Source organism: Streptomyces griseus (assembly GCF_900460065.1).
Lineage (GTDB): Bacteria > Actinomycetota > Actinomycetes > Streptomycetales > Streptomycetaceae > Streptomyces > Streptomyces griseus.
On sequence record NZ_UAVD01000033.1, the window covers coordinates 310,734 to 329,590 of the forward strand.

Sequence of the window (18,857 nt, forward strand, 5' to 3'; positions counted from 1 at the left end):
TCCTCACGGCGGGCCGCACGCCCGGGAACTACCCCGCACTGCCCGCGAGTCGGGCCATCACCCGCGGCACCTGGGCCGCCGAGGTGCCCAGCCCCGTGGGACCGCCCGGACGCCAGGGGGCGCCGGCGCCCCCTCGCAGGTCCTCCTCGCGGTAGCGACGGCACCCCCGGTGCCAGATCAGGATCCCCGCGATCCAGTGCTCGAGCTCCCGCACATAGCCCGACAGGGTCTCCCGCGCCTCGGCGTCGAGCCCGAAGTCGTCGCACAGCACCGGGAGTTCCACCTCCGCGACGTGCAGGAACTGCCGCAGCCGCGAGTTCATCAGGTCGTGCACGATCGCCACGCCCGTCGGATAGTCCACGCCGAAGAAGTTCTGCACCACCAGGACGCCGTTGTGCACCTCGCCCTCGTACTCGATCTCCTTCTGGTACGAGAACAGGTCGTTCATCAGGCAGGCGTAGTCCGCCGCCGCGTTCTCCAGGGAGCGCATCGGACCGCTGCGGTAGACCTCGTCGGGAACCTTCCTGCCGTGCCCGAGCCGGCACAGGCTCATCGTCAGGTCCGAGCCGAACGTCGCCCGTCGCATCTCCACGTAGTCCACCGGGTCGGGGATACGGTTCTGCGCCTGATTGGCCAGCTCCCACAGCCAGCTCTCGGTCATCGACTCGACCGCGGTCCGGAAGGCGCGCCGCCCGCTCAGGTCCATCGGGGCGGCCGTCCTGCGCCACAGGTCGCCCAGACTCCGCTCCAGGGCGTTCACCGGCTCCGGCGTCCCCCCGCCGTCCAGCGGCATGAACAGCGACAGCCGCTCGTTGGCCAGCCGCGCCCCCGCCAGGTCCCGGGTCCGCCCGTGCACGACCGGGAACCAGTCGTCTCCGTACGTGCCCCAGGCCAGCCACCCCGAGGACAGGTCCAGCTCGTCCGGGGTCGCGTCCGGATGGATGCCCGCCGCGCAGAGCGGCAGGTCGATCGCGGCGATCCGCCGCTCGTCCCAGATGTGCGAACCCGGCACCCCCGGCTGGGCCTCCAGGATGCCCATCCGCCGCGCCCAGTCGACCAGCCGGACCCGGGCCCCCGCCAGATGGGGGCTCAGCGTCGTGCCGAACGGCAGGTCGAAGTCCGGCAGCAGCGAGGGCCCCACGTACTGGAACGGCACATGGCTCAGGCTGCGGGCCCTGGCGGTCTCCGAGCGGAGCGTGAACCTGATGGAGGCGGCGGACATGCCGAAGCCGGGCACTGCCTCGCCCGCGCCGCCGCCGTTCATGTAGCGGCTGGAGCGCATGTGCCATTCGTGGCCGCCGGACTGCCAGTCCTGGAGCCCCTTGGCGTACGCCAGCACGGCGGCGGTCTGCGCCGGGTCCAGGACCTTCTCGGCGCAGAGCGGGCCGAGTTCGGTGAGCGCGGTGTTCTCGAACTGCTGGAGCCGTGAGGTCAGCAGGTCGTTGACGGCCTCGGCGGCCTCCTGGGTGGAGCAGCCGAGGAACTTCTCCAGCACCAGCACACCATTGCTGTTCTCCCCCTCGTCCTCCACCTCACGCTGGTAGGAGAAGAGGTCGTTGCGCAGGTGTACGGCGTCGGAGAAGGCGTCCCGCAGCACCCGCAGCGGGCGGGCGTCGGCGACCGAAGCGGGCACCTCGGCGCCGGCCGCGTACTCCACCAGACCGGCCGACCAGGGAGCGCCACCCACTTTGCGGCGCATCTCGATGTACTCGACGGGGTTCGCGACGCGGCCCTCGTGGATGTTGGCGAGCTCCCACAGGGACTCGTTGAGAAGGGCCTCGGTCGCCTCGGCGAACCGGGCCCGCCAGGCGTCCGACATCGAGGGGACCGTGCGTGCCCACAGATCGGCCAGCCCCGCCTCGACGGGGTTCTCGGGCTCCGGCGTCGGGGCGCCGCGCCCCATCGGCATGAAGGCGGGCAGGCGGTCCAGATACCGCTTGCCGCCCTCCCGGTCGGGAGTGCGTTTGAAGAGTTCCAGGAAGTGGTCGTCGAAGAAGAAGACCCACACGTACCAGTCGGTGACCAGGGAGAGCGCCTCGGCCGAGCAGTCGGGGTGGGTGTAGGCGCACAGGAGGGCGTAGTCGTGCGCCTCCAGGTCCTTCTCCTCCCAGATGCCGGATCCTTCCAGCATCCCCATGGCCCGGGCCCACGCCCGGGTGTGCGTGCGTGCCGCCTCCACGTGGGGGTTGAGCCGCGCCGGATACGGGACATAGAAGTCCGGCAGTGAGAAGGGCTGTGCCATGTGCGTCGGGCCTTTCCAGAAGCCTCCACGCGGGGAATCGCGCGGACCGGTGTGTCCGCGCAGCACTACCCTTCGGCCATACGGAGCACGCACGGCGGCGATTAGTCACATCATCGCTTCGGTGGTGCGTGCTCGTCAGGCGGTCGTTCGTCGTTCGTTCGTTCGGCAGTCGGTCGCTCAGTAGGCGGAGTCGACGTTGTCGATCGAGCCGTACCGGTCCGCGGCGTAGTTGGCGGCGGCGGTGATGTTGGCGACCGGGTCCGTGAGCTTCTTCGGGGTGCCCTTGACGTGGTAGGCGTCGAAGGTGGGCTGGATCACCTGGAGGAGGCCCTTGGAGGGGATGCCGTTCCGCGCGTTGATGTCCCAGTCGTTGACGGCGTTCGGGTTGCCGCTGGACTCGCGCATGATGTTGCGGTGCAGCCCCTCGTAGGAGCCGGGGATGTTCTTCTTCTTCATGATGTCGAGCGACTCGCGGATCCAGCCGTCGAGGTTGTTCGCGAACTTCTTGGGAGTGACGGCCTTGCGCTCGGTGGAGCGGTTGGCGGCCTGCTTCTCGGAGCGCGCCTCGGCGGCGTCCTTCTCCGCGGCGGCCTTGCGGGCGGCCGCGGCCTTCTTCGCGGCGGCTTCCTTGGCGGCGGTCTCCTGAGCGGCCTTCTTGGCCGCGGCGTCCTTCGCCGTGGGGATGCCTGCGGCGGCGACCGGCTCCACGGAGATGGAGGACCGGGTCGCCGTGGTCTGCGCTTCGCTCGGGCCGCCGGTGGCGGCTATGGCGCTGACGGAACCGGCCGCGACGAGCACGGCGGTGGCGATCTTGTGCGAGCGGGTGATGCGCAGGGTGGAGATGCGGGGCATGCGTGAGCTCTTCCTATGGGGGACGGGCTTCGCGGCCTTCGCGCCGCGTCGGCAGGAACCGGAGGGTCCGGGCCGCGGTCGCCGGTGGGCGATCGACGTGGACTCGTACGCGGTGCTTGCCGGGATCCATGGTTAGCGGGCACCGACATAGGAAGCAATGACCGCCTTTACTACCTTTCATCGTGAGATGCCAATTTATGAGCCATATGGGCGGTTCGTTACGCCGGACGGGAGGGCTCACGCCTACTACCGGACGTCGTAGGTGACGTGGGTCTCGTGGCGGGCCTCACCCGTGGGCCGCCCCGGGGCGGCACAGGGTCAACGCCCGGTCACGGGGAGGCGCCACCCGGAACGGGCTGTACGACGCCGTACGGAGCCACGGGCGCCGTCGGCCCCGGAGCGGCCGCGCGTCCGTGGGCTGCCCCGGCGGCACGGGGCCGGACGGCGGTGGGCAGGCCCCGGAACGCACGACAGCGCGCTGCGGGACCGGTGTGTCGGCACCGGTCCCGCAGCGCGCTTCTTCTTCACAGTGGTCTGAGCACTGTGGTTCTCGGCAGGCGGGGCGTATCCCCGCTCGGTCCCTCCGTCTCAGCGTGTGCCGACCGCGGCCCGCACCGCCCGCCGCGCCATGGCGCAGTCGTCGTGCAGCCTCCGCAGCAGCAGCCGCTGCTCCTCGCCGGAGGAGATCGGGCCGGGCCGGTCGCCCCCCGGACCCGCCGCGGGCGCCTCGCGCATGGTGCGCTGGACCGCCGTCTCGTAGTTGCGGATCTCGCGGGTCAGCACGAGCATCAGGTTCACCAGGAACGCGTCCCGCGCGGCCGGCCCCCGGGCCTGAGCCAGCTGGCTGATCTGACGTCGCGCCACCGGGGCGTCGCCCAGCACCGCCCACAGCGTCGCCAGGTCGTACCCCGGGAGATACCAGCCGGCGTGCTCCCAGTCGACCAGCACCGGACCGGTCGGCGAGAGCAGGATGTTGGAGAGCAGGGCGTCCCCGTGGCAGAACTGCCCCATGCCCTGCCTGCCGCCCGCGTGGGCCAGGCCGTGCAGCAGCTTCTGCAGGTCGCCGAGGTCACGGTCGGTGAACAGGCCGAGCTCGTGGTAGCGCGCGATCCGTGACGCGTAGTCCAGCGGCGCCTCGAACAGTCCGGGCGGTGGCCGCCAGGCGTTCACCCTGGCGATCGCTCCGAGCGCCGCCCGGATGTCGGCCCGCGGCGGCGCCTCCGCCGGGTGCCGGGTGAGGGCGGCGACCCGGCCGGGCATCCGCTCGATCACCAGCGTGCAGTTCTCCGGATCCGCCGCGATCAGCCGGGGCACCCGAACCGGGGGCCGGTGCCGGACGAACGCGCGGTATGCCGCTATTTCGTGCCGGAACCGCTCGGTCCACGCCGGCGAGTGGTCCAGTAAACACTTCGCGACGGCGGTGGCCCGCCCGGTCGTTCCGACGATCAGGACCGAACGGCCGCTGCGGCGCAGCACCTGGACCGGGTTGAACTCGGGGCAGATGCGCTGCACGGAGGCGATGGCCATCCTCACCTGAGCGCCCTGGGGCCCGGACAGGTCGATCCTTCCGCTGAGCGGTCCGGCGCCCGGTCCCGCGGCCCGTCGGGCCCGGCCCGGACCCTGCACCGGTGCGCCGGCGTGAGGAGCGAGATAGGGCCCGCCGCCCGCGCCCATCGGGCGGAGCGGACGGGGCGGGGCGGACACGGAGGACGATGCTGTGTACATGGGCGAGACAGATCCCTTCGTGCGCCGACAAGGTACGTGCGCCAACCCGGCCGACGGCCGTTCGGCACCCTGGGGAGTACCTAGGGCTGCCGGGCGGGGTGGCGCACTCCTACCTGACAACGGGTCACGGGTGGCAGACCATCTGGCGGACCCTGGCGAACCCTGGCGAATAGTCACAGCGCATCTGACCGGGGGTTAGTGTCAAGTCAGCCGAGAACCTGGGGGCTTGAAGTGACCGGAGAACCCAACACCCGCCTTTCTGACCTGTTCGGCCTGGCCGGCTGGTCCAAGGGCGAACTCGCGAGACTGGTGAACCGGCAGGCGGCGGCCATGGGCCACCCGCAGCTGGCCACCGACACCTCGCGCGTCAGGCGCTGGATCGACATGGGGGAGTCCCCCCGCGATCCCGTGCCCGGGGTGCTGGCTGCTCTGTTCACCGAGCGGCTCGGCCGTGTCGTGACCATCGAGGACCTCGGGTTCGGCCGACGCGGGCGTGTGGGGAAGCGGCGTGACTCCGGGACGGATCACCATCCCGATCAATTGCCGTGGGCGCCCGAACGGACGGCAGCGGTCCTCACCGAATTCACGGGAATGGACCTCATGCTCAACCGACGCGGCTTGGTGGGTGCGGGCGCCGCGCTCGCCGCCGGCTCAACCATCGCCGGCCCCATGTACGACTGGCTGCACAGCGACCCCGCTCTGGCGGCCGAAGCCCCACGTACCAGCGATCCCCTGCACGCCGATCCCGCCGGTCTCGACCGGTACGAGGCAGCACCGGTCGGCTCCGAGGAGATCGAGGCCCTGGAGCATTCGGTCGAGGTGTTCCGCGCCTGGGACGCGTCCCGGGGCGGCGGACTCCAGCGCAAGGCGGTCGTCGGCCAGCTCAACGAGGTGGGAGGCATGCTCGCCTACCGCCACCCCGACCATCTCCAGCGCCGCCTGTGGGGCGTCGCCGCCAATCTCGCCGTCCTGGCGGGCTGGATGTCCCACGACGTCGGCCTCGAACCCACCGCCCAGAAGTACTTCGTCATCGCCGCCCACGCGGCCCGTGAGGGCGGCGACCGGCCGCGCGCCGGAGAGGCGCTCTCCCGGGCGGCGCGCCAGATGGTGCACCTGGGCCGCCCCGACGACGCACTCGACCTGATGAAGCTCGCCAAGTCCGGCTCGGGTGACGAGACCCTGCCCCGTACGCAGGCGATGCTGCGCACCATCGAGGCCTGGGCGCAGGCGGCGATGGGCCGCGGACAGGCCATGCGGCGCACCCTCGGTGAGGCCGAGGAACTGTTCGTCTCGGACAAGAGCGATGTGCCGCCGCCCAGTTGGATGCAGATGTTCGACGAGGCGGACATGCACGGCATGCAGGCGCTCGCCTTCCGCACCCTGGCCGAGCACGACCCGGGAGCGGCGATCGTCGCCCAGCGCCACGCCAAGCAGGCGTTGGAGCTGCGGGTCAACGGGCGCCAGCGGTCGAAGATCTTCGACTACATCTCCCTCGCCTCGGCCTGCTTCATCGCCAACGACCCCGAACAGGCCGACCGGTACGCCCGGCTCGCGCTGGTGTCGATGGGGGAGACCTCCTCGCACCGCACCTGGGACCGGCTCCGTGAGATGTACCGGCTCACCGGGCAGTTCTCCGGGTACGCGGGGATCCAGGACCTGCGTGAGGAGATCGAGCTCTCGATGCCGCCGAGCCAGAAGAAGGCCAAGGGCACACAGATCTGACCCGGCGGCCCCGCTCCGCGTCCCGTCACGCCCTGGCGCGTCCGCGCTCCGTCACGCGCTGATGCGTCCGCGCTCCCTCATGCCCCGATACGGGCGACCAGCACGCACGCGTCGTCCGGGCGCCCGGTCCCGCCGAACTCCTCGACGACGCTCCGTACGCACTCCTGTGCCGTACGGGCGTCCGCGAACCGGGGGGCGAGGGCGAGCAACGCCTCCGGGCCCGCACCCCGGTCGCCGCGTCGCGTCAGGCCGTCGGTGTGCAGGACGAGGACGTCACCCGGGTGCAGCCGTACCTCGTCCTGCTCGAACAGGACGTTGGACGCGGCGCCCAGCAGCATGCCGTCCGGCGGGGGCAGGAGCCGTCCCGAACCGTGGCGGAAGAGCAGTGGCGCGGGGTGTCCTGCCTGCGCCCAGGAGAGAACGGAGGACTCGGGGTCGAAGCGGCAGCACAGGGCGCTGCCCAGCGCGGGCTGTATCGACGTTTCGAGCACCTGGTTGAGGTGCCCCAGCAGCGCGCCCGGCTCGATGCCGGCGACGGCCATGCCGCGCAGGGCCCCCAGCATCATCGCCATCGCCGAGGTGGCGGGGATGCCGTGCCCGGTGAGGTCGCCGACGGTGAGGAGGGTGCGTCCGTCGGGGAGTTCCATGGCGTCGTACCAGTCGCCGCCGATGAGGTCGCTCGACCCGGAGGGGAGGTAGTGGGCGGCGACGTCCAGGGCGCCGGGGCCCCGCGAGGGGAGCCTCAGCGATCCGCGCCACGGGGGGAGGACGGTTTCCTGGAGCTCCACGGCCACGCGGTGCTCGGCGTGCTCGATGTGCTCCTCGCGCCGCGCCGACGCGCGGCTCGTGGTCACGGCCCGCTCGCCGCGCCGCAGCTCGCTGACGTCCCGCAGGACCGCCCACATGGAGGCGGTGCAGCCCTCGGCGTCGAGGACCGGCTCGCCCGTCATGTGGAGGGTGCGCGTGTGTCCGTCGGGCCGCACGATCCGGAACTCTCCGTCCATCGGCCGGCCGTCCACGAGGCAGCCCGTCACCATGGCGGTCAGCACCGGCTGGTCCTCGGGCAGCAGTACGGAGGGCAGGTCGTCCAGGGAGAGAGGGGGGGAGCCGGGCGGCCGGCCGAAGATCTCGTACAACTCCTCGGACCAGCAGGACTCGTCCGTGAGGAGGTTCCACTCGGCGCTGCCCACCCGGTTCGGGAGGGAGCCGGCGGCCCGGGGTGCGTCGGCGGTGCAGCGGTCCGGCAGGCCCTCCCGGAGCTGGCCCAGGTGCTCGTCGAGGTCGTCCAGGTGCTGCACGGCGAGCTCGCACAGGGCGCGCTGCCAGCGCAGCTGGGGGTCGTCATCGTCGAACACGACAGCGTCCCGCCGCACGGCGTCCACGTCTCCGCGCAGACGGCGCGTCCGGTGGATCAGGGCGTCGACGGCGTCGTGCGCGGGAAGCTGTGGTGCGGGTCGGTCCGCGGAGAGGGGGGACGGCATCTCGTACTCCGATACAGGCGCGGCCTAGCCGGTTCTCACGGGTGGATCGCTACCGACTGTCGCACAGGCCGCGGTGGCCCGTAAGAGCTTTGGCAACACTCGACGGGGCCTTGCTTCTGGCATATGCCAGAGGCTCTCCGGGGTGATGGCCATCCGAACAGGCTTGCGTTCAAGGTGAGTTGACCGTAGGTGTTGGGGTCGCCGCCCGGCCCGCGGCGTGCCGGGGCTCCGTGTAAGCGCCCCGGCGACCATCCGGTCAGGCTGCACGAGTGCCCCCCGTGCCGACGTCTCCGGAGCCCAGGGGCAGGCACTCGGCGAGCAGGTCGACGACGTCGCGCCAGGCTCGCCGCGCGTGCCGCGGGTGGTGGCCGAAACCGGGGACCGTGGGGTGGTCGACCGGTGGGTGGTGGAAGGCGTGCAGGGCGCCGCCGTAGACCGTGAGGCGCCAGTCGACGCCCGCGGCCCGCATCTCGTCGGTGAACGCGTCCCGTTGCGCGGACGACATGATCGGATCTTCCGACCCGACCCCGGCCCACACGGGGCAGCGGATGTTCGCCGACTCGCCCGGCCGCCCCGTGATCAGACCGTTGACCGTCCCGATCGCGCGCAGGTCGACGCCGCCGCGCCCGAGTTCCAGCCCCACGGCGCCCCCGGTGCCGTAGCCGACGACGGCGATCCGGCCGGGGTCGGTGCGCGGTTCGGCGTACAGCGCGTCCAGCGCCGCACGGCCGATGTCCCGCAGCCGGTCGGGATCGGCGAGCAGCGGCAGGCAGCGCGCCAGCATCTCCTCGGGGTCGCTCAGGTAGCGCCCGCCGTGGAGATCGAAGGCCAGCGCCACGTATCCCAGCTCGGCGAGGGCGTCGGCCCGGCGGCGCTCCACGTCGCTGAGCCCCGTGCCCTCCGGTCCGACCAGCACCGCGGGCCGGCGGTCGGTGCCGGCCGGGAGCGCGAGGTGCCCGACCATCGTCAAGCCGTCGGCCGGGTACACGACCGTGCGCGTCGTTGTCGTCGTCATGGAACCGGACTGTAGTGACGGTCAAGCCCCGCCCGGCCCGGGTTCTGCCGCCGGCAGAGCGGCGCGAGCACCCCTGGACGACGGGGGCGACGGCCGTCGCGGGAGCCGACAGCCTGTGGCGCGCATCCCGGTCGAGTCCCGGTCCCGGGTGCGCGGAGGGCCGGGAATGCCGAGCGGGCGGGCCGCGTTACCCCACCAGAACGAAAACGAATCCCATTCCTGATAGGGGAGTGGGGTCGGCAGAAGTATCGGGAGGTGCCCATGGCACGCAGCGAGACCAGGCCGGTCGTCACCCTCCGCTCCACCGCCGGAACGGGCCGGAGCTATGTGACGCGCAAGAACCGCCGCAACGACCCCGACCGGCTGGAGCTCCGCAAGTTCGACCCGGCCGTCGGTCGGCACGTCCTGTTCCGCGAGGTCCGCTGACCGCACGGAAGCCCGTCCCCCGTACGCCACCGCTGCCCGCGGTGAGGAAGGAACGCATCGATGAAGTCCCGTATCCACCCCGTGTCCCGTCCGGTGGTCTTCCGTGACCGCGCGGCCGACGTGGCCTTCCTGACCCGCTCCACCGCCGACTCCGACGAGCGCGTGGCGTGGGAGGACGGCAACACCTACCCCGTCATCGACGTGGAGACCTCGTCGGCGAGCCACCCGTTCTACACCGGTGGCCGCCAGGTGCTCGACACGGCGGGCCGCGTCGAACAGTTCCGGCGCCGCTACGGCACCGGCGAGGCGTCCCGAAGCTGACCGAGCCGGTCCTGACCAGGGGGAAAGCCCGGAAATCCGTGCCGTGGATCACATCCGCACGGGTGGGTTCCCGGGAACGGCCCAGGATGGTTTATCGTTCATCTATACGTGGGAGTGAGGGGACCGTGTCCCCGGCGCTCACCAGCGGCCCCCGGGGAACACCGCGCCGGCGAAGCCCCTTGGAGCGCTCCGCCGCGAGGTGATCGCCCTTCACACCCGCACTCAAGCCGCCCCGGCTGGATTCCCCCGATCCGGCCGGGGCTTCCCCCTGCCCGGCCGCCGCGGTCCACCCCGGCACGGTCCCGTCTCCAGCACCAGAGCACCCGAGACCATCACCAACGCGCCCAACGCGGCACCCGGACTCCACCACCGCTCGGCCAGCGCCGCGAGCGCCGCCCCGGCCACCACCGCGGCCAGCCGCCCCAGCACCCAGCCGTCCCCGCGGCGCGGTTCCCGCGACGCCACGCGACCCGTGAGCGAGGTCAGCGTCCCGGTGAGATAGTTCGTCGGCCCCCGAACGCGCCCCTGGACCCCCATCGCGACCGCCACCAGGGCCAGCACCCCCAGCCGGTCACCGTACGACGTGATCAGCTCCAGCCCCCACAGCGTCGCCGCCGCCCCCAGCAGGACCGCCTCCGCCCCCAGCAGCACCCCGGCCCCGGGCCCCCACCGCCCGCTCATCAGGGCGCCCGCCGCCACTCCGCAGGAGTACGCCCCCAGGGCGACGGCCACCTTCAGCGCCACCCCGTCCTCACCCGCGCCCGCGGCCGAAGCGCCCAGCAGCACCAGGTTCCCCGTCATCACCCCGGCGAAGACCTGCCCCACGCACAGGAAGACGAACGCGTCCGCCGCGCCGGACGCCGCGGACAGCAGAAGCAGCGCCCCCTCGCCGCGCCACGGCACACCACCGGACCGGGGCGCACCGGAGGACGGCGGGCCGGAGGAAGAGGAGGGGGAGGGCGGCTGGGGCGCCGCTGGAGCGGTGGGCACCCGAGCATTCTCGGCACCCGCCGCCCCGGACCGGCGCGTCCCCCGCCGCACGGCGCGCCGCGGACGGCCGGCATGGCCCCGTACCGGTCACACGGTCTCGTCGAGGTCCTTCGCATAGTGCTCGATCGCCCGTCGGTACTGCTGCACGTGCGGGTCGTCGCTGGTCGTGGCCGTCAGTTCCAGCAACAGCCGCATCGCCTCGTGGTGCTCGTCGATGTTGTACAGGGCCATCGCGAGGAACGCCCGGAGCGAGCCGTTGCCGGGGAACTCCTCGACGCCCCGGCGCAGCGTCTCCACCGCCTGCCCGTACCGCCCGAGGATCCGGTACGTACTGCCCAGCCCCAAGAGCGCCCCGCTCCGGTCCTCCGAGGCCAGCTCCGGATCGGCCAGGGCGCGCTCGTAGTAGGGCACCGCCTCCGCCTCCAGCCCCAGCACGTCATGGATCCACGCCGTCCGGTAGGCCACTTCCGCGTCCTCGGGGTACTCGGCGGTCAGGGCGAGGAGCCGTTCGCGCGCCTCCTCGGGCCGGCCCCCCGTACGCAAACGGTCGGCCTCGTCCAGCAGGTCCCTCTTCTCACGTGCGCTCATGCGCCCATCGTCGCAGGCGGGCCTGGACGGCCGCCTGAGTTTTTCGCTCCACAGGCCCGTCCGGTGTGTGTTCCGGCCGGTCGGGGGCATCCGTCGGCCATGACAGCAGAGGCGAATCCCCGCACAGGCCAGGGGACATGGGTACGTATGCTGGTGCGCGGGGCGGTCCTGACGGTGGTGCTCCTGGGGCTGGTGGCCTTCTCCGTCCTCCTGGCCAAGGTGACGCTCACGCCGTCACCGGCCTCCGAGGACCTCGTCACCTCGAATCTCCGCCCCGGGCGCTCACTGCGCCAGTACGCCGAGGACTACACCTTCCTCGGCGCGGTCAAGCAGGCCGGTGGGAACCTGCTGCTCGGTGTGCCGTTCGGCCTGCTGCTGCCGTTCTTCGTGCCACGTCGCCTGCGCATGATCCGCACGACACTGCTGACCGCCGTCGCCATGGCCGTCGTCGAACTGGTCCAGGGGGCCCTGGTCGCGGGGCGCGCCTTCGACATCGACGACGTCATCCTCAACACGGCGGGCGCGCTGCTGGGGTACTTCCTGCTGGGCCGCCGGATCAGCCACCGCTACTACGTCTACACCGACGCATCGGGCGCTCCCGGACCGTCCGCCCAGGAGCCCGCCGCCGACCCGGAGCCCGCGCCCGGCCCCGCCGCGCGCCGCACGAAGACCGCTGCCACGAAGACCGCACACGGCAAGGCCGGACAACCGGCCCCGCCGAAGCCGGCGGCCACGGCGCCGGCGAAGAAGCGCGGCCCCCGCACCGCGAGCACCGAGGACCCGGCGGGCGCCCGCCGAGGCGCCAACGCGTCCGACTCGGTCCGCTCGCTGTTCGGCCGCCTCCGCGGGCGCTGAGCCCGGGCACCCGTTCGGGCCGGGCCGTTTGCGTGCGGTCCGGAGCGGACGCACGGTGGGGACACGTCCTGCGCGCGGACGCCGTACGGATCCCCTGCCGAGGAGGAGCGACATGGCCGAAGGCCAGTGGAGCCCGGGCCGCAAGGAGACGGACGCAGACGAGTTCCGGCCCGTCCTGGACATCGTCGAACCGGCCCGCCAGCGGCGGCTGACGGTGTTCCTGCGACTGCTGCTGCTCGTCCCCCACTTCATCGTGCTGTTCGTCTTGCACATCGCGGCGTTCTTCACCGTCGTCGTCGGCTGGTTCGCGGCGCTGGTGCTGGGGCGGCTACCCGACCCGGTCTTCCGCTTCCTGACCGGCGTCCTCGGCTACGACATGCGCGTCTCGGCCAGCGACATGCTGCTCATCGACCGCTACCCGCCCTTCGCCCTGACCCCGCCGGCCGACTATCCGGTGCAGATCGAGGTGCGGCCCACCCCGCTCAACCGCCTCGCGGTGCTGTTCCGCCTCTTCCTGATGATCCCGGCGGCGATCGTGCAGAGCCTCGCCGTCTACGGGTGGTGGGCGCTGGCCTTCGTCTGGTGGCTGATCACCCTGTGCCTCGGCCGGATGCCCCGGCCGCTGTTCGAGGCGACGGTGGCCACCCTGCGCTACCGGATGCGCTTCTCCGCGTACGTCATGATGCTCACCCCCGCCTACCCCAAGGGGTTGTTCGGCGACGACGGCCTCGCCGTCGCCCCGGAGCGGTCGCGCTCGGCCACCCGCCCACTGGTCCTCGGCAGCGCCGCGAAATGGCTCGTGGTGCTGTTCCTGGTGCTGGGCCTGGCGGGCCACATCACCTCGTCCGTGACCGCCTCGACGAGCGACGACACCTACGACACGCGTCTCGACGGCTCCTGAGGACCGCCGGGGCCCGGTCCCGCCCCCGCCGCGTCGGCGTAGCGCCGGGCCAGGTGCGCGAAGGCGTCTCGCAGCGCGTCGGGCCCGACGACCTCGATGTCCGCGTCGAACCTGCCCAGTTCGGCGGCGAGGCCCGGCCACGACCAGGCGCCCAGGACCACCCGGCAGCGGTCCGGGCCGTGCTCCTCGACGACGCCGTCGCGGATGTGGCCGGCCACCGCGGAGGCCGGCGCGTCGAGGATCACCTCGCCGCGGCAGGGCCACGCGCCGGGGGCGTCGGCGCCCTGGAAGCGCGCGGCGACGAAAGCGGCCACGTCGCCTCCGGGCACCTCGCGCGGCGCGAACCGGGGACCCGTGGGCGTACGCGGGGCGATCCGGTCCGCGCGGAAGGTCCGCCAGTCCTCGCGATCCAGGTCCCAGGCGACGAGGTACCAGCGCCCGCCCCAGGTGACCAGACGGTGCGGCTCCACCCGCCGCACCGCGGGCGGGGCGTCGGGGGTGGCGGGCCGGTGCGCGGGGGAGTGGTCGAAGCGCAGCACCTCGCGGGCGTGCACGGCCGTGCTCAACGCCACGAGCACCCTCGGATCGGCCTGCGGCCGGGGCCGGCCCCCCGTGCGTTCGACGGCGGTGACCCGCAGGGCGTCGACACGGTGGCGCAGCCGGGCGGGCATGACCTGCCGGACGGTGGTGAGCGCCCGGGCCGCGGCCTCCCCGATCCCGGCGCCGGTCGCGGCGGCGGTCCGCAGCGCGACGGCGAGCGCGACGGCCTGGTCGTCGTCGAACAGCAACGGCGGCAACCGCGCGCCGGCGTCCAGCCGGTATCCGCCGTCGGGCCCCTTGAACGCGACGATCGGGTAGCCCAGCTCCCGCAGCCGGTCGACGTCGCGCCGCACCGTGCGCGGACTGACCTCCAGCCGCTCGGCCAGCGACGGGCCCGGCCAGTCGCGGCGCGCCTGGAGCAGGGAGAGCAGCGCCAGCAGTCGCGCTGAAGTCTTCGGCATGCCGCCAGTATTCCCCGAGAAGAGGACACTCCCTGGCCTCTTCGACTGCGAGGGTCGATCCGTACCGCCCGACAGGAACACCGGAAGGAACCCGATCACCATGACCACGGCCCCCACCTCCCCCGACACCGACGCCGAGCGCACCGATCTGCTCGCCGCCCTCGCCACCACGCGGGCCGCCCTGGTCCGCGCGGTCGAGGGCCTCGACGACGAACAGGCCGGGGAGCGCCCGACCGTCAGCGAGCTCTGCCTGGGAGGCCTCGTCAAGCACGTCACGGCCGTGGAGGAGAGCTGGCTGAACTTCGTGACCGAGGGCCCGTCGGCGATGTCCTTCGCCCTGCCCGAAGGAGTCACCTGGGAGGATCTGGCGGCGGGCACCGCCGCCGAGTACCCGAAGTGGGCGATCGAGCGGGAGAAGGAGTTCCGGATGCTGCCCGGCGAGACGACGGCCGGGGTTCTCAGCGCCTACGCACGGGTCGCCGCCCGCAGCGAGGAGATCATCCTCGCGGTCCCCGACCTCTCGGCGACGCACCCGCTGCCCGAGGCGCCCTGGAACGAACCCGGCGGCGAGTGGAGCGTACGGCGGGTCCTGACCCACGTCCTGACCGAGACCGCCCAGCACGCCGGGCACGCGGATATCCTGCGCGAGACGCTCGACGGGCGGCGGGCCACCTGACCACCGGCGCACCGCGTGGGGAGGCGCGGACACCGACGTCAGGCGAGAGAGAAGGAGAGACCACACCGTGACCGTCCTCGACAACCGGGCGCTCAACCGCGCCATGCTGGCCCGCCAGTTGCTGCTCGACCGGGCCGATCTGCCGGTCGTGGACGCCGTGGCCCACCTCTGCGGCCTCCAGGCGCAGGAACCGCAGGAGCCCTTCGTCGGACTCTGGTCCCGGCTGACCGCCTTCGACCCGGCGGTTCTCTCGGACCTGCTGACCCGGCGGAGTGTGGTGCGCACCCATCTGATGCGGCGCACCGTCCACCTGGTCACCGCCGACGACGTCCTCGCCTGGCGGTCCCGCCACGACGCGATGCTCCGTCAGCGCGTGCTCGGTGTCTACCGCGACGAGCTGAAGGGGATCGACCTCGACGCGCTCGCCGCCGATGCCCGGGAGCTGATGGCCGACGGGGAGCCCCGCACGGCGGCCGAGATCGTGGCGGCGCTCGCCGGGCGTTGGCCCGGTCCGGGACCCCGCCCCCTGGGCGAGATGGTGGTCGCCGCTCTCGTCCCGGTGGCGCAGGTCCCGCCCCGGGGGCTCTGGCGGGCGAAGGGAGGGGTGCGCAACGCGGCCCTCTCATCGTGGCTGGGCCGCCCCGTCGATCCGCCCGCCCCCGACGGGTCCGACCCGGTCGGCCGGACACTGGTCCGGCGCTATCTGGCCGCCCACGGACCCGCCGCGACGGCCGACCTGCGCGCCTGGTCCGGCCTGGCCGGGCTGCCTGGCGCGGTGGCCGCCGTGCGCGGGGAGCTGGTCGGCTTCCGCGACGAGCGGGGACGGGAGCTGCTCGACCTGCCCGAGGCGCCGCGCCCGGACCCGGACACCCCGGCCCCGGTGCGGTTCCTGCCGGCCTTCGACAACGCGATCCTCGGCTATCAGGACCGCGGCCGGATCATCGACGACGAGCACCGCGGCCTCTCGGTCGCCGGCGAGCGGGTCGTGCTGGTCGACGGCCGTGTCGCGGCCACCTGGCGGGTCACCGACGGCGTGGTCGCGGTGGAGCCCCTGCGGCCCCTCTCCCGGGCCGACCGCGACGCCGTGGCCGACGGAGGGAGGGAACTGGCGTCGTTCCTGACCGAAGGCGAGAGCGACCGCGTGCGGGTGGCCGCCGCGCCGCGCTGAACGGCCCCGGCCGCCGGGCAGGCACCTCGTGTCTGCCCGGGCGTACCGGAACAGGCCTATTTTGTACGGTAGTTCCTCCGGGATTCGGGAACAGCCGGACTGAAAGCGCCGGTCGCGGGTCACACGCTGAACATGACGTCCAGCGAGGTAACCACAGAGCCCGCGCCGCACGGCGACGAAAAGCGCGACACCCGTTCTCCCCGGGTGTGGCCGAAGGTCCTCGGCATTGCCGCGGCCGTGCTGGTCCTGCTGTTCGCGGGCAGCCGGATCAGCCTGCTGCCGGGCCTCGACGACCTCTTCGGGGAGGAGACCCGCGACCGGTCGGGTCCCGCCGTTCTCAAGTCGATCCAGGACATGAGCGCGTACGAGGCCGCCTCGGGCAACTTCCAGGTCGTCGTCGATCTGGAGAAGGACGCGAAGTTCGTTCCCGACGCCCTGCGCGGCACCCGCACCCTGTTCGTCGGTGCGGGCACGGTCGACGCCTCCGTCGACCTGGGCAAGGTCACCGGGAGCGGCGTCGTCGTGAACGAGGAGCGCACCACCGCCGAGATCCGGCTGCCGCACGCGGTACTGGGCAAACCGGCCCTCGATCCCGACCGTTCCTACGCGGTGTCCAAGCAGCGCGGTCTCCTCGACCGGCTGGGCGACCTCTTCTCCGACAATCCCGGCAGTGAGCAGGCGGTCAACAAGCTCGCCGTCCACCACATCGCGGAAGCGGCGAAGGAGAGCGAACTGACCGCCCGCGCGGAGAAGAACACCACCGACATGCTGAAGGGTCTGCTCGGCTCCCTCGGCTTCGAGCGTGTCACGGTCCGATACGGCGACGACCAGGGGTGATCGCGCGGCACGGCACACCGCGTGGGACGCGCCCGGCCGCCCGTGCGACGCGGAGGAGGGGGCCGCCCGCCCCGCACCACCCTTGACGTGAACGCGTCGGTGGGTATGGTCTAGTCCAAGTGCAAGGCCTTTCCGGACACCTGTCATCAGGCTTGTCCGGCAAGGGACTTGCAGCCCTTCGCGCCTCTTGGCCCCACACTCGTGAGGCCTCGCCGTCGAAGCCGGGCCCCCCACGGCCCGCCACCGCGCGGCGCGGTCTCCTGTGAAGGAGAAACATGCACGCGAAAAGGAAGACCGCACTCGCCGTCGGCGCCATGCTCGCCCCGGTCCTCGCGCTGAGCCTCCCGGCGAGCTCCGCCAGTGCCCACGGCTACATCTCCAACCCGCCGAGCAGGCAGGCGCAGTGCGCCGCCGGCACGGTCAGCTGCGGTGCGATCAAGTACGAACCGCAGAGCGTCGAGGGCCCCAAGGGGCTCAGCAGCTGCAGCGGCGGGAACAGCGGCTTCGCCGAGCTGGACGACGACTCCAAGGGCTGGTCGGTCACCCCGGTCAACCGCTCCCAGCAGTTCCAGTGGAAGCTCACGGCGCGCCACGCGACCAGCACCTGGCAGTACTTCGTGGGCGGCGAGAAGATCGCCGAATTCGACGACGGAGGAGCACAGCCCGGCGCCACCGTGACCCACCAGGTCGACTTCGGCAACAAGACCGGCAAGCAGAAGGTCCTCGCCGTCTGGAACGTCGCGGACACCTCGAACGCCTTCTACGCCTGCATCGACGTCAACGTCGGCTAGCCGGCTCCCCGGTCGGGCTCCCCGCCCCTCCGGCCGCCCCGCCCCGGTCGCGCGCTGTCGCGGCCGGGGCGGGGTGCTGTCGGCGCGGTGGCCGGCGGCGCCGTTCGCGGTGGCCGGAAAGCGGCATGGCGCGGAAGCCCCGGGTATCCGAGCGGTTACCCTACGTCAGCTGTCCTGATTGATCATCAGTGCTCGAGGGGACTCCTGAATGAACCGCATGCGTACCGTACTCGCCGCGCTCGGCATCACCGCCGGACTGATCTCCGCCCCCGCGGCGAGCGCCGCACCGGCGTCGGCCCGGCCCGCGCCCGCCGCCGAGCGGCACGAACCCTGCACCGGAGAGTTCCGCGGCGACGCACGCCTCGGCCCCAAGTGGCTGCCGAACAAGCGGCTCGCCCCGGTCGGGCCGCTCCTGAAGGGCTGGCAGCGCACCGGAGGCCTCACACCGAAGGCCTTCCTCAAGAAGTACTGGGAAGGGCCCGCGGACACCGGCAGTTGGAAGTACCCGCCCAACGACGGCTTCGCCGAGGTGAACGGTGAGATCGACAAGGAGCCCGTGAAGCTCAGGACCGGACAGCGCCTGGACCGCTTCGGCTCGGAGTACGGCGGCTACCTCGCCCCGGCCGGTGACGCCTACGCCGAGCGCGCCCTGCCCCCGCAGAACCTCAACACCCGTGACGCGGCCAGCCCTTGCGACTACCGGGTCTACAAGGTCACCAAGCCCTTCTGGGTCTGGCAGGGTGGCATCGCCCCCTGGTTCGAGCAGCCCGGCGGCGGCCGGCAGATCAAGCTCGACGCGGTGTTCCTCGACCCGGGCGAGGGGCAGCGCCTCAACGTGAAGTGGCTGCTGGACCACGCCTACCTGGCGCCCGCGGGCAGCTGACCCGCCATGGACCGCCGAGCCCTGTACGCCGCACTCGTCGAGGCGCGGATCCCCGGCGGCTACTACCGGATCGAGGGCGTCCACGAGCCCGCTCCCACCCCGCCGGACTTCCTCTTCGTCCGGCGCGGCGGGGACGGAGCCTGGGAGACCGGGGCCTTCGAGCGCGGAACCCACGAAGTCCTCGCCCGTCACCCGGACGAGGCCACCGCCTGCGCCCACCTGCTGAGCCTGCTCGTCTGAAGCCGGTCCCCGCACCCGTTGTTTTGCCGTAACGGCAAATAGCCTTGTCCGTGCGGTCGTACCGGCCGAATGATCGTGACCGGCGGCCGGGCCCCGGTCCGGCCGTCCGCCGAAGCGTCACGACCGCCCCGCACGGGGCGCCC

Annotated in this window: 19 protein-coding genes; 11 read left to right on the plus strand and 8 right to left on the minus strand. The window is 72.5% G+C overall.

Features of this window, described 5'->3' with window-relative positions; translation table 11 throughout:
- Positions 1–28 precede the first annotated feature (28 nt).
- The 3 genes from DTB53_RS25490 to DTB53_RS25500 form a co-directional block, all read right to left on the minus strand.
- Positions 29–2,242, minus strand: coding sequence for a terpene synthase family protein (locus tag DTB53_RS25490; RefSeq protein ID WP_012382258.1), 2,214 nt, complete (start codon positions 2,240–2,242; stop codon positions 29–31).
- 177 nt (positions 2,243–2,419) lie between these two features.
- Positions 2,420–3,094 (minus strand): transglycosylase SLT domain-containing protein, encoded by a 675-nt coding sequence (locus DTB53_RS25495; RefSeq protein ID WP_003971163.1) that lies wholly within the window; start codon positions 3,092–3,094, stop codon positions 2,420–2,422.
- 588 nt (positions 3,095–3,682) lie between these two features.
- The gene (locus tag DTB53_RS25500; RefSeq protein WP_012382259.1) at positions 3,683–4,819 is read right to left on the minus strand and encodes an aminoglycoside phosphotransferase family protein; all 1,137 of its coding nucleotides are present in this window, start codon (positions 4,817–4,819) and stop codon (positions 3,683–3,685) included.
- Between the two features lie 231 nt (positions 4,820–5,050).
- Between DTB53_RS25500 and DTB53_RS25505 the strand changes: the two genes are divergently transcribed.
- Positions 5,051–6,541 carry a DNA-binding protein NsdB gene (locus DTB53_RS25505; RefSeq protein ID WP_003971165.1) on the plus strand — a complete coding sequence of 497 codons (1,491 nt, stop codon included), beginning with the start codon at positions 5,051–5,053 and terminating at the stop codon, positions 6,539–6,541.
- Positions 6,542–6,618: 77 nt separating this feature from the next.
- On the opposite strand, the gene DTB53_RS25510 is transcribed toward DTB53_RS25505, so the two are convergent.
- Complete coding sequence (locus DTB53_RS25510) at positions 6,619–8,022, minus strand: PP2C family protein-serine/threonine phosphatase (RefSeq protein WP_012382260.1); 1,404 nt, start codon at positions 8,020–8,022, stop codon at positions 6,619–6,621.
- A gap of 256 nt (positions 8,023–8,278) precedes the next feature.
- Positions 8,279–9,037 (minus strand): dienelactone hydrolase family protein, encoded by a 759-nt coding sequence (locus DTB53_RS25515; RefSeq protein ID WP_012382261.1) that lies wholly within the window; start codon positions 9,035–9,037, stop codon positions 8,279–8,281.
- A gap of 261 nt (positions 9,038–9,298) precedes the next feature.
- On the opposite strand from DTB53_RS25515, the gene rpmG reads away from it, so the two are divergent.
- Both rpmG and DTB53_RS25525 read left to right on the plus strand, forming a co-directional pair.
- Positions 9,299–9,463 carry a 50S ribosomal protein L33 gene (gene rpmG / locus DTB53_RS25520; RefSeq protein WP_003971168.1) on the plus strand — a complete coding sequence of 55 codons (165 nt, stop codon included), beginning with the start codon at positions 9,299–9,301 and terminating at the stop codon, positions 9,461–9,463.
- Between the two features lie 60 nt (positions 9,464–9,523).
- On the plus strand, positions 9,524–9,784 hold the full coding sequence (locus DTB53_RS25525) for a type B 50S ribosomal protein L31 (protein WP_012382262.1): 261 nt from the start codon (positions 9,524–9,526) through the stop codon (positions 9,782–9,784).
- A 222-nt stretch (positions 9,785–10,006) separates the two neighbouring features.
- Here DTB53_RS25525 and DTB53_RS25530 read toward each other — a convergent pair whose 3' ends face one another.
- Both DTB53_RS25530 and DTB53_RS25535 read right to left on the minus strand, forming a co-directional pair.
- Positions 10,007–10,687 carry a YoaK family protein gene (locus tag DTB53_RS25530; protein ID WP_012382263.1) on the minus strand — a complete coding sequence of 227 codons (681 nt, stop codon included), beginning with the start codon at positions 10,685–10,687 and terminating at the stop codon, positions 10,007–10,009.
- Positions 10,688–10,861: 174 nt separating this feature from the next.
- Positions 10,862–11,362 (minus strand): tetratricopeptide repeat protein, encoded by a 501-nt coding sequence (locus DTB53_RS25535; protein ID WP_012382264.1) that lies wholly within the window; start codon positions 11,360–11,362, stop codon positions 10,862–10,864.
- 147 nt (positions 11,363–11,509) lie between these two features.
- On the opposite strand from DTB53_RS25535, the gene DTB53_RS25540 reads away from it, so the two are divergent.
- A complete protein-coding gene (locus DTB53_RS25540; RefSeq protein ID WP_042497828.1) occupies positions 11,510–12,217 on the plus strand; it encodes a VanZ family protein in 708 nt (235 codons plus the stop codon).
- 112 nt (positions 12,218–12,329) lie between these two features.
- Positions 12,330–13,118 carry a DUF4389 domain-containing protein gene (locus DTB53_RS25545; protein ID WP_012382266.1) on the plus strand — a complete coding sequence of 263 codons (789 nt, stop codon included), beginning with the start codon at positions 12,330–12,332 and terminating at the stop codon, positions 13,116–13,118.
- Here the strand turns inward: DTB53_RS25545 and DTB53_RS25550 are convergent.
- Entirely contained in the window at positions 13,091–14,119 is a 1,029-nt protein-coding gene (locus DTB53_RS25550) for a helix-turn-helix transcriptional regulator (protein WP_012382267.1), read from the minus strand. The genes DTB53_RS25545 and DTB53_RS25550 overlap by 28 nt on opposite strands.
- Before the next feature lie 100 nt (positions 14,120–14,219).
- On the opposite strand from DTB53_RS25550, the gene DTB53_RS25555 reads away from it, so the two are divergent.
- From DTB53_RS25555 to DTB53_RS25580, 6 genes are all read left to right on the plus strand, one after another.
- Positions 14,220–14,795 (plus strand): DinB family protein, encoded by a 576-nt coding sequence (locus DTB53_RS25555; protein ID WP_003971174.1) that lies wholly within the window; start codon positions 14,220–14,222, stop codon positions 14,793–14,795.
- A gap of 67 nt (positions 14,796–14,862) precedes the next feature.
- A complete protein-coding gene (locus tag DTB53_RS25560; RefSeq protein WP_012382268.1) occupies positions 14,863–15,963 on the plus strand; it encodes a winged helix DNA-binding domain-containing protein in 1,101 nt (366 codons plus the stop codon).
- Between the two features lie 132 nt (positions 15,964–16,095).
- Positions 16,096–16,800 (plus strand): DUF4230 domain-containing protein, encoded by a 705-nt coding sequence (locus tag DTB53_RS25565; RefSeq protein WP_012382269.1) that lies wholly within the window; start codon positions 16,096–16,098, stop codon positions 16,798–16,800.
- 275 nt (positions 16,801–17,075) lie between these two features.
- On the plus strand, positions 17,076–17,591 hold the full coding sequence (locus tag DTB53_RS25570) for a lytic polysaccharide monooxygenase auxiliary activity family 9 protein (protein WP_003971177.1): 516 nt from the start codon (positions 17,076–17,078) through the stop codon (positions 17,589–17,591).
- A 208-nt stretch (positions 17,592–17,799) separates the two neighbouring features.
- Positions 17,800–18,474, plus strand: a complete 675-nt coding sequence (locus DTB53_RS25575) for a TNT domain-containing protein (RefSeq protein ID WP_012382270.1) — start codon at positions 17,800–17,802, stop codon at positions 18,472–18,474.
- A 6-nt stretch (positions 18,475–18,480) separates the two neighbouring features.
- A complete protein-coding gene (locus DTB53_RS25580; protein WP_012382271.1) occupies positions 18,481–18,714 on the plus strand; it encodes a hypothetical protein in 234 nt (77 codons plus the stop codon).
- Positions 18,715–18,857: the final 143 nt, after the last annotated feature.

Bases quoted from the DNA above. Each gene is read 5' to 3' on its own strand.
- DTB53_RS25490 (WP_012382258.1), bottom strand. From the start codon at position 2,242: ATGGCACAGCCCTTCTCACTGCCGGACTTCTATGTCCCGTATCCGGCG.
- DTB53_RS25495 (WP_003971163.1), bottom strand. From the start codon at position 3,094: ATGCCCCGCATCTCCACCCTGCGCATCACCCGCTCGCACAAGATCGCC.
- DTB53_RS25500 (WP_012382259.1), bottom strand. From the start codon at position 4,819: ATGTACACAGCATCGTCCTCCGTGTCCGCCCCGCCCCGTCCGCTCCGC.
- DTB53_RS25510 (WP_012382260.1), bottom strand. From the start codon at position 8,022: ATGCCGTCCCCCCTCTCCGCGGACCGACCCGCACCACAGCTTCCCGCG.
- DTB53_RS25515 (WP_012382261.1), bottom strand. From the start codon at position 9,037: ATGACGACGACAACGACGCGCACGGTCGTGTACCCGGCCGACGGCTTG.
- rpmG (WP_003971168.1), top strand. From the start codon at position 9,299: ATGGCACGCAGCGAGACCAGGCCGGTCGTCACCCTCCGCTCCACCGCC.
- DTB53_RS25525 (WP_012382262.1), top strand. From the start codon at position 9,524: ATGAAGTCCCGTATCCACCCCGTGTCCCGTCCGGTGGTCTTCCGTGAC.
- DTB53_RS25535 (WP_012382264.1), bottom strand. From the start codon at position 11,362: ATGAGCGCACGTGAGAAGAGGGACCTGCTGGACGAGGCCGACCGTTTG.
- DTB53_RS25540 (WP_042497828.1), top strand. From the start codon at position 11,510: ATGCTGGTGCGCGGGGCGGTCCTGACGGTGGTGCTCCTGGGGCTGGTG.
- DTB53_RS25545 (WP_012382266.1), top strand. From the start codon at position 12,330: ATGGCCGAAGGCCAGTGGAGCCCGGGCCGCAAGGAGACGGACGCAGAC.
- DTB53_RS25550 (WP_012382267.1), bottom strand. From the start codon at position 14,119: ATGCCGAAGACTTCAGCGCGACTGCTGGCGCTGCTCTCCCTGCTCCAG.
- DTB53_RS25555 (WP_003971174.1), top strand. From the start codon at position 14,220: ATGACCACGGCCCCCACCTCCCCCGACACCGACGCCGAGCGCACCGAT.
- DTB53_RS25565 (WP_012382269.1), top strand. From the start codon at position 16,096: ATGACGTCCAGCGAGGTAACCACAGAGCCCGCGCCGCACGGCGACGAA.
- DTB53_RS25570 (WP_003971177.1), top strand. From the start codon at position 17,076: ATGCACGCGAAAAGGAAGACCGCACTCGCCGTCGGCGCCATGCTCGCC.
- DTB53_RS25575 (WP_012382270.1), top strand. From the start codon at position 17,800: ATGAACCGCATGCGTACCGTACTCGCCGCGCTCGGCATCACCGCCGGA.
- DTB53_RS25580 (WP_012382271.1), top strand. From the start codon at position 18,481: ATGGACCGCCGAGCCCTGTACGCCGCACTCGTCGAGGCGCGGATCCCC.